This window comes from Enterococcus sp. DIV1368b (genome assembly GCF_050529595.1).
Taxonomy (GTDB): domain Bacteria; phylum Bacillota; class Bacilli; order Lactobacillales; family Enterococcaceae; genus Enterococcus_B; species Enterococcus_B mundtii.
Genome location: NZ_CP172883.1, coordinates 234,771 through 247,809, shown reverse-complemented (window position 1 = coordinate 247,809; position 13,039 = coordinate 234,771). Strand labels below are relative to the sequence as shown.

Here is a 13,039-nt window from a genome sequence, read left to right as displayed (position 1 = left end):
TCTCCTTTCTATCAACAATACGACACAAGTAATTCTGTCAGACATAATACAAGTAACGATTGGCCATAAGGCATCGCTGTCTTGCCGATCGTACGGTAAAACTCTAGATCATCGCCCATCCCTGTACCTACCGAAACATTTTGGACTTCGCCAGTTTCATCTACTTGCTCAAGCAATCCCTGAATGGCACGATAGGCGATCTCTAAATATTTCTTAGGCAAATAGCGCTCATGCACTGCTTTTAAAATACCGTAAGCAAAACCTGCTGTCGCAGATGATTCTAAGTATGAGGTTGGATCATCGATCAAGGTATGCCATAAGCCACTTTCTGATTGATATTTTGCTAAGGTTTGCACTTGTGCTTCTAGCGTTTCGATTAATAATTTACGGAAAGCATCTCCTTCTTTCAGTTCAAGAATCGTGATGATCTCAGGAATCGCAATCGTCAACCAACAATTTCCTCGTCCCCAAAATGCTTCCGCATAATTATGATTACCTTCAAAGGTCCACCCGTGGTACCAAAGACCTGTACGTTTATCCATCAAATATTTGATGTGGATCATAAATTGGTATCTGGCTTCCTCTAGGTATTCTGGACGATCTAGGAGCTTACCGATTTTGGCTAATGGCAAAACCGTCATCATCAACGTGTCATCCCACAATTGATTCTTATTTTCTGGTCCATATGTAGCGTGCTGTAATCCGTCTTCCTCTGTCCGAGGCATATCATTCATGACCCATTCCGCCCATTGTTGCAAGTAAGGCAAGTAGCGTGTATCACCTGTCTCCTCATATAAATACGCCATCGTGAGGATTGGTGCCATCGTGTTGACGTTTTTTGGCGGTGCGCCTTCTTGCATCCGTGCTTCAAACCATTCCTTCACCACTTCCGCCGCACGAGGATTTTTAGTCAACTGATAATTTTTGTAGATACCGTATAGCCCTACACCTTGTGGCCAATTCCAAACAGACCAACTTTTGTCATCCACCTTTAACCCATCAAAATCCAATAAAAATTCACCTGAATCATCGTTGATCGTCGTCAAATTCTCCACTAATCGAGCGATTGTTTCTTCCACAACTTCTTTCTGTACAAATAGTTCCTCTTTAATAATCAATTTTCCCTCTCCTTTTTAAACGCTTTCATTCTATGCTGTTAATATATCAGTAAACGCTTTCTCAATAAATAGCATCATTTGAACAAAAACTATCTAAAATTGACATAACAAGATTATTAATGGATTTCATGCGAAAAAGAGTGCTACCAAAAGAAAAACCATGACGTTTATCGCTCGTCATGGTTTCAAAATCAACAGTTCATAAAAATGTATACACCATAAAAAATGGCAAACAAGCAATTAATGGAAACCAAAAGTAGTTCTTACGAAATCCCAACTCGCTATTCTCCTGATTCGCTCGCATCCGATCCCCTGAAACTGCTGTGCCAGAAAGTGCAATTCCGATCAAAAGTAAGCCAATGCCAATGTTACGTAAGATTTCTCGTTCCAAAAGAAAGGATAGTCCAAGAGAAACGACACATGCAATCAACAAAGTAACAATATATTTCTTCAAGATCTCATCTCCTTTTTTATAGAAAATAGTAGCATAGCATATTCATCAAAATGCCTATTATTCGAGTTATCTAATACTTCTTTTTTTAGAAATCAGAAAAAAAAGCTACGACATTTTTCTCTTCTAACAACATATTGAGCGATTCTACAACAATTATTTTTCGTAAATTCTTCTGATGTATCGCTTGATAATCATTATCTTAAAAAGAAAAAACAACGAACCAAGTGAGAAGATTCTCTCATGCTTGATTCGTTGTTGGGACAACTTTTAGTTATGAATTACGCATTATATGCGTCGATAATGATTTGTTTCAATTCACTGATCAATGGTTCTTTTGGATTGGCTGTTGTACATTGATCTTCATACGCTAATTCAGCCATGCGATCAACTGTTGTGTCTAATGTTTCTTGCGTCACGCCTTGCGCTCTCAAGCTCATGTCGATACCAACAGATTTTCCTAAGTCGCTAACAGCTGTTGCTAATGCTTCTACAAGCTCTGCTGTTGTTTTCCCTTTCAAACCTAAGAACTTCGCGATATCCGCGTAGTCTGTATCCGCACGGAAGTAGTCATATTTAGGGAACATCGCATGTTTTTGTGGATCTTTCGCATTGTAGCGGATAATATGCGGTAATAGGATCGCATTTGTACGTCCATGAGGGATACCGTATTCTCCACCGATTTTATGCGCAACTGAGTGACAAATTCCTAAGAAAGCATTGGCAAAGGCCATACCAGCCATTGTTGACGCATTATGCATTTTTTCGCGTGATTCCATATCTGGTGTTTTCACTGATTTTTCCAAGTAGTCAAAGACTAATTTGATTGCTTGTAAACTTAATCCACGAGTGTAATCAGAAGCCATCACAGATACATAAGATTCGATGGCATGTGTCAAGACGTCCATACCTGTATCAGCCGTAACTGAAGCGGGAACTGACATAACAAATTGTGGGTCAACGATCGCCACGTCTGGTGTTAATGCGTAGTCAGCTAACGGATATTTCACGTGTGTTTCACTATCTGTGATTACCGCAAATGGTGTCACTTCTGAACCAGTTCCTGATGTTGTTGGAATACATACAAACTGAGTTTTTTCAGGTTTGTCGATCTTGTACGTACGTTTACGGATGTCTAAGAATTTTTGTTTGGCACCAAAGAATGAAGTATCTGGGTGCTCATAGAACATCCACATGCCTTTTGCCGCATCCATTGCTGATCCGCCCCCAAGAGCGATCACTGTATCTGGTTTGAAGTCCGCCATCATTTTTGTACCAGCGTAAACTGTGTTTGTTGAAGGGTTTGGTTCAACATCTGAGAAGATCTCGATTTTCACATCATTTTTACGACGTGCTAATACTTCTCTTACAGTGTCACAGTAGCCGAATTGGACCATACCTGGGTCACAAACGATCATGACACGTTCGACGTTTTCCATTTTTTCCAAGTAAAGCAAAGAGTTCTTTTCAAAGAAGATTTTTGGTGGTAATTTGAACCATTGCATGTTATTTCTCCGTTTCGCTACAGTTTTGACGTTGATTAAGTTGACTGCTGATACGTTTCTTGAAACAGAATTCTTTCCGTATGAACCACAACCTAGTGTCAATGATGGAATCATTTCGTTGTAGATATTTCCGATTCCGCCTTCTGCTGATGGTGTGTTGACTAAGATACGGCAGGCTTTCATGCGTAGTCCGAATTGGACATGCAACTCTTCGTTTTCTGAATGGATGACAGCTGTATGTCCTAATCCACCAAGGTTCAACATTCCTTCACATAATTCGAAAGCATGTTCTGTACTATTTGATTTGACCATTGCTAAAACTGGTGAAAGTTTCTCACGTGAAAGTGGATAATCAGGCCCTACACCTTCTAATTCTGCCACTAATAATTTAGTTCCTTCTGGTACATTGATTCCTGCTAATTTTGCGATATCCATTGCTGAATGACCCACGATTGCAGGATTTACAGCGTATTTACCTTCATTCATGACAGCATCTTCTAATTTTGAAAGCTCTGCTGGTTTAACGAAGTAAACTTGGTGTGCTTGGAATTCTGCTTTTACGGCTGCATAGATTTCTTTATCTACGATGACTGCTTGTTCAGAAGCACAAATCATTCCGTTATCGAATGTTTTTGATACGATCAAGTCATTCACTGCACGTTTTACTTTTGCTGTTTTTTCGATATATGCAGGAACGTTACCCGGTCCAACACCTAAAGCTGGTTTACCAGTTGAATAAGCGGATTTTACCATGCCTGCGCCACCAGTTGCTAATACGATCGCAATTCCTGGATGGTTCATCAACATTGAAGTCGCATCGATCGATGGATGCTCGATCCATTGGATACAGTTTTCTGGCGCACCTGCTGCGATGGCTGCATCACGAACGACTCTTGCTGCCTCAGCGGAACATTTTTGAGCGCTTGGATGGAAAGCAAAAACGATTGGGTTTCTGGTTTTCAAAGCGATCATTGATTTAAAGATCGTTGTTGAAGTTGGGTTCGTTGTTGGTGTTACTCCACAAACGACGCCGACTGGTTCAGCAATCTCAATCAATCCTTTTTGAGTGTCTTCATTAATTACTCCGACAGTTTTGTCATATTTGATACTGTTCCAAATATATTCTGAAGCATACATATTTTTGATTGCTTTATCTTCATAGATTCCACGGCCAGTTTCTTCTACAGCCATTTTTGCTAGAGGCATGTGCTGATCTAATGCAGCCATTGCCATTTCATGCACAATGTGATCTACTTTTTCTTGATCGAAACTTTCCATTTCTTTCAACGCGACATTTGCTTTTGTCGCCAAGTCGTCGATCATCGCTTGTACATCAACAGTTTTCGTCTCTTCTTTTTCCATTATCTTAGCCATTATGTTCCTCCTACTGAGTCATGGTTATTTGTTAATTATTTCACATACACATCATACAACACTTTTTTTTCGATGTAAATACTTTTTTGTGATTTTTTTCACAGTTATGTTTTTCTTTAGAAAATAGTCCATTCAGTAGGATTGAACATCGAGTAACCCTTCAATAATGGAATAAGTGATTTATTTAGTAAAGTTACAAAAAAAAAGACTGATCGCCATCTTATCTCCATATGAGATAGGAATGACTATCAGTCTTTTTGATAAAGAATGCTCTAACTCCTGTACATTTAGCCAACGCGTGGCAAACAACCGATGTCTACAATTCTTTTTCTTCTTTTTTCTCTTCAGGTGTTTCTGGAACTTCAACAGTTTCAATTACTTCTGGTTCTGTCGGTTCTTCTACTGGTGCGATTGGTGTGCTTGTCATCGCGCCTGTACCTGGTTTTACCGTTTTGATGGCTGCTCGATCGTATTCTAAAAAGATCCCTTCGCAGTCTAAAACAACTGTACGATTTGTCTCGTCGATTTCTGAGACTACGCCATGAAGTCCACCGATCGTGACTACTTCATCGCCAGCTTTCATACTATCAAGCAAATTTTGACGTTCTTGTTGTTGTTTCTTTTGTGTACGTGACATAAAGAACCACATCCCTAATAGGGCAACGAACATCACTAACATTGGTAATGAACCCATTTTTTTCACCTCACTAACTAAATATCTACACTAAACACTTTAGCAGAAAAAGGGGCTAGAAACTAGTTTTTTAACTAAATTTCACAAATCCTGCTAGAAACTTTTTGCGTTTTCTTTATTGAACCCATACTCTTCGAAAAAGGCTGCACGAAACTCTAATAAGTTATCATCCATAATCGCTTGTCGAACTTGTTTCATCAAGTTTAATAAGAAGTATAAATTGTGATAAGACGTTAAACGGATCCCAAATGTTTCATCACATTTGATCAAGTGACGAATATACGCTCTCGTATAATTCTTACAAGTGTAGCAATCACATTTTTCATCGATTGGACGGAAGTCCCGGGCATATTGCGCATTTTTTACGACTAATCGTCCTTGCGATGTCATACATGTCCCGTTACGAGCGATTCTGGTCGGTAGAACACAGTCGAACATATCGACTCCACGAATCACACCATCGATCAATGAATCCGCAGCCCCTACTCCCATCAAATAACGTGGTTTATGATCTGGGATCAACGGTGTCGTAAATTCTAATACACGGTTCATCTCAGCTTTTGGTTCACCGACAGATAAGCCCCCAATGGAATACCCAGGAAAATCCATACTGATCAAGTCTTTCGCACTTTGTTTACGTAAATCTTCAAAACCAGCTCCTTGGATGATACCAAATAATCCTTGACGATCTGGATTCGCATGAGCTTTCAATCCACGTTCTGCCCAACGAGAAGTTCGTTCGACTGATTTTTTCACATAATCATAGCTCTCATCAAATGGAGGACATTCATCAAAGCTCATCATGATATCAGAACCTAATTTATTTTGGATGTTGATGGCTTTTTCAGGAGACAAAAACATTTTTGAACCATTCAAGTGGTTTTTGAAATGCACGCCTTCTTCAACGATGTTCCGCATATCGCTTAATGAGAAGACTTGGAATCCACCAGAATCTGTTAAAATCGGCTGGTCCCAATTCATGAATTTATGCAAGCCACCTGCTTCTTCGACCAAATCCTCTCCAGGACGAAGCCATAAATGGTAGGTATTACTCAAAATCACGCCTGCACCCATTTCTTTTAGTTCTTCAGGCGACATAGTTTTAACGGTCGCTAATGTCCCCACAGGCATAAACATCGGCGTTGGAAATGTTCCATGAGGAGTAATCAATTCACCAAGGCGGGCGCCTGTATGTTTTTCTTTTTTTATTAAACGATAACGAATGGCAGGTTCTGTCATTCAATTCCCTACTTTCTTTTATAGAATCACGTTTGCAACTCCCACCATCATAATCTTTTCAACTACTTTTTGCAAGAGCTTCTCTTTTTTTATAGGTTTTTTTAACCTGCTTTTTTTGTGCACCTTTCAATAACGAAAGAGGATTCCTAGAGCAAAATCAGTCCTTCTTTGATATACTAAGACTATCAAAAAAAAGGAGTGGAAAATATGGTATCTTCTGGGGAATTAAAACAACAAGCAAAAGACAGCTTAAAGGGACGTTGGGGGCAAGCAATTCTATTAAATCTGATTCCAACATTGATCACAATTGCTATTATTCTTATTTTAGCTTTACCTACTGCTTTACTGATTGCAACGATGCAAGACAGTAGCGCAATGCAAGAAATGGTGAGTGGTTCAAGTAGCAGTAGTTCAGGCGGAGGGATCGTTTCTACGATCATCAGTGCATTGTTCATGAGTGGGATTTCTTGGACCTATTTAGACATTATCCGTGGGAAACGAACAACGATCGAACCATTCAAAGATGCTTTCCGCGGTTTTTCAGGCGTATTCTTCGGTGGCGTTCTATTGTTAGCACTAGTGACAACGATTTTCACTACGTTATGGGCATTGCTTTTAGTCATTCCTGGGATCATCAAAGGGTATGCCTATTCTCAAAGTTATTTCATTTACTATGATGTCGTAACAGAAACAGGCGAAAAACCAAAAATCCTTGATACGATCACTGCAAGCCGCAAATTGATGGATGGCTACAAAGGAAAATTATTCTGGTTAGACTTATCGTTTATCGGATGGCACATCTTAGCAATTGCTACAGTCGGTATCGGTTATCTATGGTTGAATCCATACATCACTGCAACTAAAGCTGCTTTTTACGAACAATTACCAAAACAAGTTTAATCAGCTTTTTCACCATAATAAAAAGGATTGGAAAATCTCCAATCCTTTTTTGGTGTTTATTTTTTTACATTTCAGATTCTGGTGCTTCTACTGTCTCTTCCTCATCTGGCAATTGGTGGAACTTGATCAATTCATTGACCCCAATCGGTATAATCGACAAGATTCCTACTAAGAACCAATGATTCAAACTAATATGAACTAACCCAAATAATTCTTGCGTGAATGGTAATAAAGCGACTGCTGACGTGATAAGAAGGGAAAGAATCGCCATTTCCACTAACGATTTATTCGTTGCTAAGTTCACTTTGAAAATCGATTGACTACTACGAACATTAAAGACATGGATGATCGAAGAGTAAGCCAATACTAGAAATGCGACGGTTTGGCCAACTTCTTGACTAGCATCGACCCAAGGGCTGATCGTATCAACGAAGCTTCCTAAATAGTAACCAAATAAAGTGACTACCGTAAATATTCCTGCATTGATGGCAATTTTCTTCATTAAACCACGAGCGAAAATCCCTTCATTTTTAGGAATTGGCGCTTCATTCATGATCCCTTCCTCTGCTGGTTCTCTTCCTAAAGCAAAACCAGGCAGTCCATCAGCGACAACGTTTACGAACAATAGTTGAACGGCTGTAAATGGTGCCCCCCAACCAACTAACATCGCAATCAATACGATAAAAATCTCAGAGATATTACAGCTTAATAAGAAATTGATCGCTTTTCGAATATTTTGATAAACGGAACGTCCTTGGCTAACGGCATCTACGATCGTAGCGAAGTTGTCATCGGTCAAAATCATGTCAGCGGCACTTTGCGCTACATCTGTACCGGTGATCCCCATCGCACATCCAACGTCACTCGCTTTCAATGCTGGCGCATCGTTCACACCATCACCTGTCATTGCGACCACGGCACCTGTTCGTTGCCATGATTTGACGATTCGGATTTTATCTTCTGGGGTTACGCGAGCATAAACCGATAAATCTTTTACTCGATCATCTAATTCTTCATCAGATAACGCACGGAGTTCCGCACCTGAAAGAGCTTCGTTACTATTGGTCAAAATTCCCAATTCTTTGGCAATCGCACTGGCAGTGACGACATGGTCCCCAGTGATCATCACTGTTTTGATACCAGCTTTTTTCGCACGCTTGATAGCACCTTTACTTTCAGGACGTGGCGGATCGATCATACCGATCAAGCCAATCAAACGTAGATCTTTTTCTAAAGCTTCTGAAGTGATTTCTTGTGGTTTTTCGTCATACGTTCGATAACCTACTGCAATTACACGTAAGGCACGTTTCCCAAAACGGTCGTTGACCACTTCTGCTTGTTCAACATCTCCAGACGTAAATTTTGGTGCTAAGACATCAAATGCGCCTTTTGTGATAGAGATATACTTATCACCCATTTTATGGACAGTCGTCATCATTTTTCGATCAGAGTCGAATGGGAGTTCGTCAACCCTTGGGTATTTTTCTTCTAATTCTTCTTTTGTATGATAGTTTTCCTCAACTGCACGTACGATTGCTGCTTCCGTTGGATTACCTTTGACGATCAATTCATCGTCCTCTTTTTCAACCGTCACATCGGTACATAATGCAGCCATTTTTAAGATTTCCATGGCGCTATTTGTCATTGAATCTTCGACGTCTGTCACTTCATCTTCTTTACTCCACACGCGACGGACCCGCATCCGGTTTTGTGTCAGTGTACCGGTTTTATCCGAACAGATGACATTCGCAGTACCGAGCGTTTCAACAGCTGGCAGCTGACGAATGATCGCATGTTTTTTCGCCATTTTCTGTACACCATAAGCAAGTGTCAACGTAACGATAACAGTTAATGTTTCTGGTACTGCGGCAACAGCTAAGGAAATCGAAGTCATGAACATTTCAAGTAACGGTTCACCTTGAAGTTCACCAATCAAAAAGACTAAGGCAGCAGCAGCTAATGCAATCACACTGATTCGCTTCCCTAATTGATTCAAACGGACTTGTAGTGGTGTTTTCTGCATTGTATGGTCATTTAATAATCCGGCGATTTTTCCCATTTCGGTCTGCATACCAATCGCTGTGACGATCGCTTTCCCACGACCAGCAGCAACGGTACAACCTTTAAAGACCATGTTCAATTGGTCACCGAGAGAGTCATCTTCTTGACTTATGTAACCTGCGTCTTTTTCGACAGCCTCACTTTCACCGGTTAGAGCTGATTCTTCTACACGTAATTGTGATGTTTCAACTAAGCGAGCATCCGCAGCAATTGCTGATCCTGCTTCTAATACCAGCACATCCCCGACAACTAGATTCTCAGCATCTACTTTTTCTACTTTACCATCTCTGAGGACCGTAGCGGTTTGTTTATTCATATCTTGTAGGGATTCTAATGCTTTTTCTGCATTTCCTTCTTGAACAATCGCTAGAACTGAATTGATGATAACAATCGCAATGATCAAGAGTCCTTCGAACAGGTCTCCATGTTCAGTTGCAAATGCGGTGTAAAATGAAATGACTGCGGCAACTAACAAAACAATCGTGGTGAAATCTGAAAGACTTCGTATAAATTTTTTGAAGAGTGATTCTTTGGGGGCTTCTTCGAATTGATTTTTGCCTTGTTTTTGACTTCTTTCTTTTGCTTCAGTCATCGACAAGCCTTGATCTATATCTACTTTTGTTTCTTCTGCTATTTCTTCTATTGTTTTTTTGTAACTATCCATCCTATACCTCCTTTAAAAATCATACGTTATGTATAACGTACTATTTTAGTATAACATCTTTTTTTTAATTAATTCAACTATATCGCATATATATATGAAGAGAAATATTTTAAAATAATCGATACATATTCATTGCAAACGCTACCAAAACGTGGTATGATTTAACCATAAGGAAGGAGGAAAAGACAAATAGATAGAAGAATTTCTCGATAGAGTAGTATAAGCAAACAAAGTTGTTAGAAGTACAAGTTTCACCTTAACGAGCATGTGAAGTAACCATTATAAATAGTGAATGCGTATGACTGTTTGAAACGAAAATCGTTCAAAAAAAGAAGTAGTGGGATACGTAACAATTAAATAACATGAACATCTGAAAATTGAATAGGAACAAGAGATGATTCAACTGTTGAAGATGTAAAGAAAACAAGATTTTTTGTTTATCAAGAAGAAATTCAACACCGTACTTTGCATGTTCTATGGAAAGTTACACTAATTCTATTTATTTGTTTCCTTCCGAAGCACAAAAGCCCCGACTAATCGAGAGTCGGGGTCTTTTTTATCTTAAAAAGTTACTTCACAAACATCGCATCGCCAAAACTGAAGAAACGGTAACGTTCATCAATGGCATGTTGATAAGCTGATAATGTCAATTCTCTACCAGCAAACGCACTGACTAACATCACTAAAGTGGATTTTGGCAAGTGGAAATTCGTAGAAAAAGCTTCAACTACTTTGAACTCATACCCTGGCGTAATAAAGATATCGGTCCAACCACTATCTGCTTTGATCTCACCATCAAATTTCGTACCGATCGTTTCTAATGTGCGGATCGATGTCGTTCCTACTGCCACGATTTTCCCGCCATTTTGGCGAACTTGATTCAAACGAGTAGCAGCTTCTTCGGTCAAACGATAAAATTCACTGTGCATTTCATGCTCTTCGATTTTATCGACACTCACTGGACGGAAGGTGCCTAGACCGACATGAAGTGTCAAATAGACAAGCTCTACGCCTTTTGCTTTGATTTCATCTAATAATTCTGTCGTGAAATGCAAGCCAGCAGTTGGCGCAGCTGCTGAGCCATTCTCTTCTGCATAGACAGTTTGATAGCGATCTGGATCTTCTAGCCGTTCTTTGATATAAGGAGGCAACGGCATTTCACCAAGTGCTTCTAGATTCTCTAAGAAAATCCCCTCATAGGCAAATTCAATGATTCGTCCACCATGATCTAGCTCTTCTTTCACAACTGCTTTTAGACGGCCGTCACCAAAAACGATCTCCGTTCCTACTTTGGCACGTTTGGCTGGTTTGATCAGTGTTTCCCACGTGTCACCTTCCGTATTGGTCAAAAGCAATACTTCTAAATGGGCACCCGTCTCTACTTTTTCACCGTATAAGCGCGCAGGCAATACGCGTGTATTATTCATCACTAACGCATCACCAGGATTTAATTCCTCAATGATTTCATGAAAATGTTTATCCATCATCTCACCTGTCTTGCGGTCAACCACAAGTAATCGGGAATGATCCCGGTCTTTTAATGGTGTTTGGGCAATCAGTTCTTCGGGTAACTCAAAATCGAAATCTTCTGTTGTTAACATATCGTCACTCACTTTCTCTGTTTGGCCCTTTTATTTTACCATTTTATGCCGACAATGCCAAAAAGCAAAAATCTTATCATTCCATTCATTTTTGATTAGTTACGTTATCTTTTCAGCTATATTTTATTTATAAATTCAAAAAACGCCTACTAGTCTAGTTATTTGTATAGTAAATAAATCATCAAATTTGTATTCCTTAGTTATTTTAGGCATACTATTATAAGAACATTCTTTATGGAAAAGAAAAGAAGAGGTGCAAATATGATCGAATTTCAGAATGTATCAAAAATTTATAAAGGTGGAAAAGTCGCGGTCGAGAACGTCAACATTTCTTTTGAAAAGGGCGAATTTATTTGTTTTATCGGTACAAGTGGTAGCGGAAAAACCACTACGATGCGGATGCTTAACCGCATGACGGACCCGACAGAAGGTCAGATTTTGATTGATGGAAAGTCGATCCAAGAAATCAACCCCGTTGAACTCCGACGACAAATCGGCTATGTGATCCAAAGTATCGGTTTGATGCCTCACATGACGATCCGAGAAAATATCACTCTTGTGCAAAAATTATTGAAGGTCAGCCAAGAAGAACGGAACAAAACAGCAGAGAAAATGATCGACTTGGTGGAGCTTCCTCGTGAAATGCTTGATCGTTACCCACATGAGTTATCTGGTGGTCAACAGCAACGTATCGGTGTCGTTCGTGCATTAGCGGCGAACCAAGACATCATTTTGATGGATGAACCTTTTGGTGCACTAGACCCTATCACAAGAGATTCCTTACAAGATTTAGTCAAGGATCTGCAAGAACGTTTAGGAAAAACGATTGTCTTCGTGACACATGATATGGATGAAGCAATCAAATTATCCAGTCGCATCGCAATCATGAGCGAAGGCAGAGTCATTCAATTTGATACCCCACAAAACATTTTACGCCACCCTGCCAATGAATTTGTCGAAGAATTGATCGGTGAAGATCGCTTGCTTCAAGCCAAACCAGATACAACAAAAGTAGGCGAAGTCATGCTGAACCAAGCCATCACGATCACACCAGAAAAATCATTGCAAGAAGCCATCAAATTGATGCGTGAAAAACGTGTCGATACGCTTTTAGTGACTGATAATTCAAATACCTTAAAAGGATTTATCGATGTTGAAACAATCGATAAAAAACGTGGCAAAGTCTCAAGTGTTGGCGATATCTTGAACAAGGATGTTTTTTATGTAAAACAATCCGCTTACTTACGTGATACCCTACAACGAATCTTAAAACGTGGCTTAAAATATGTGCCAGTAGTTGATGAACAAAATAAAGTCGTTGGTATTTTAACTCGAGCATCTCTTGTCGACATCGTCTATGACGTGATCTGGGGCGAAGAATCATCGCTTACTGATGCAATTGGTACGCCATCTGAAACAAAGGAGGTTTAAC

At 39.7% G+C, this 13,039-nt stretch carries 9 protein-coding genes; 2 read left to right on the top strand and 7 right to left on the bottom strand.

What is annotated here, in order from left to right; genetic code table 11:
• Window positions 1-11 precede the first annotated feature (11 nt).
• The 5 genes from IGJ19_RS01185 to tgt all read right to left on the bottom strand — a co-directional run bounded on the left by IGJ19_RS01185 (window position 12) and on the right by tgt (window position 6,381).
• Entirely contained in the window at window positions 12-1,118 is a 1,107-nt protein-coding gene (locus IGJ19_RS01185; RefSeq protein ID WP_071866132.1) for a glycoside hydrolase family 88/105 protein, read from the bottom strand.
• Between the two features lie 199 nt (window positions 1,119-1,317).
• Complete coding sequence (locus IGJ19_RS01180) at window positions 1,318-1,572, bottom strand: hypothetical protein (RefSeq protein WP_071866131.1); 255 nt, start codon at window positions 1,570-1,572, stop codon at window positions 1,318-1,320.
• A gap of 278 nt (window positions 1,573-1,850) precedes the next feature.
• The gene (gene adhE / locus IGJ19_RS01175; RefSeq protein WP_019722420.1) at window positions 1,851-4,448 is read right to left on the bottom strand and encodes a bifunctional acetaldehyde-CoA/alcohol dehydrogenase; all 2,598 of its coding nucleotides are present in this window, start codon (window positions 4,446-4,448) and stop codon (window positions 1,851-1,853) included.
• Between the two features lie 316 nt (window positions 4,449-4,764).
• Window positions 4,765-5,142: a preprotein translocase subunit YajC gene (gene yajC / locus IGJ19_RS01170; protein WP_010736590.1), complete on the bottom strand. Its 378-nt coding sequence runs from the start codon at window positions 5,140-5,142 to the stop codon at window positions 4,765-4,767.
• A 93-nt stretch (window positions 5,143-5,235) separates the two neighbouring features.
• A complete protein-coding gene (gene tgt / locus IGJ19_RS01165) occupies window positions 5,236-6,381 on the bottom strand; it encodes a tRNA guanosine(34) transglycosylase Tgt (RefSeq protein WP_010736591.1) in 1,146 nt (381 codons plus the stop codon).
• 207 nt (window positions 6,382-6,588) lie between these two features.
• Between tgt and IGJ19_RS01160 the strand changes: the two genes are divergently transcribed.
• Window positions 6,589-7,281, top strand: a complete 693-nt coding sequence (locus IGJ19_RS01160) for a DUF975 family protein (RefSeq protein ID WP_071866129.1) — start codon at window positions 6,589-6,591, stop codon at window positions 7,279-7,281.
• Between the two features lie 64 nt (window positions 7,282-7,345).
• Here the strand turns inward: IGJ19_RS01160 and IGJ19_RS01155 are convergent, their stop codons facing one another.
• Entirely contained in the window at window positions 7,346-10,006 is a 2,661-nt protein-coding gene (locus IGJ19_RS01155) for a calcium-translocating P-type ATPase, PMCA-type (RefSeq protein ID WP_071866128.1), read from the bottom strand.
• Window positions 10,007-10,575: 569 nt separating this feature from the next.
• Entirely contained in the window at window positions 10,576-11,607 is a 1,032-nt protein-coding gene (queA, locus tag IGJ19_RS01150; RefSeq protein WP_071866127.1) for a tRNA preQ1(34) S-adenosylmethionine ribosyltransferase-isomerase QueA, read from the bottom strand.
• Window positions 11,608-11,868: 261 nt separating this feature from the next.
• On the opposite strand from queA, the gene IGJ19_RS01145 reads away from it, so the two are divergent.
• Entirely contained in the window at window positions 11,869-13,038 is a 1,170-nt protein-coding gene (locus IGJ19_RS01145) for a betaine/proline/choline family ABC transporter ATP-binding protein (RefSeq protein WP_071866126.1), read from the top strand.
• The last annotated feature ends 1 nt before the right edge of the window (window position 13,039 follow it).

What these genes read in the sequence shown, in the direction of transcription:
- adhE (WP_019722420.1), bottom strand. Translation starts at nt 4,448, where the DNA reads ATGGCTAAGATAATGGAAAAAGAAGAGACGAAAACTGTTGATGTACAA.
- yajC (WP_010736590.1), bottom strand. Translation starts at nt 5,142, where the DNA reads ATGGGTTCATTACCAATGTTAGTGATGTTCGTTGCCCTATTAGGGATG.
- tgt (WP_010736591.1), bottom strand. Translation starts at nt 6,381, where the DNA reads ATGACAGAACCTGCCATTCGTTATCGTTTAATAAAAAAAGAAAAACAT.
- IGJ19_RS01160 (WP_071866129.1), top strand. Translation starts at nt 6,589, where the DNA reads ATGGTATCTTCTGGGGAATTAAAACAACAAGCAAAAGACAGCTTAAAG.
- IGJ19_RS01155 (WP_071866128.1), bottom strand. Translation starts at nt 10,006, where the DNA reads ATGGATAGTTACAAAAAAACAATAGAAGAAATAGCAGAAGAAACAAAA.
- queA (WP_071866127.1), bottom strand. Translation starts at nt 11,607, where the DNA reads ATGTTAACAACAGAAGATTTCGATTTTGAGTTACCCGAAGAACTGATT.
- IGJ19_RS01145 (WP_071866126.1), top strand. Translation starts at nt 11,869, where the DNA reads ATGATCGAATTTCAGAATGTATCAAAAATTTATAAAGGTGGAAAAGTC.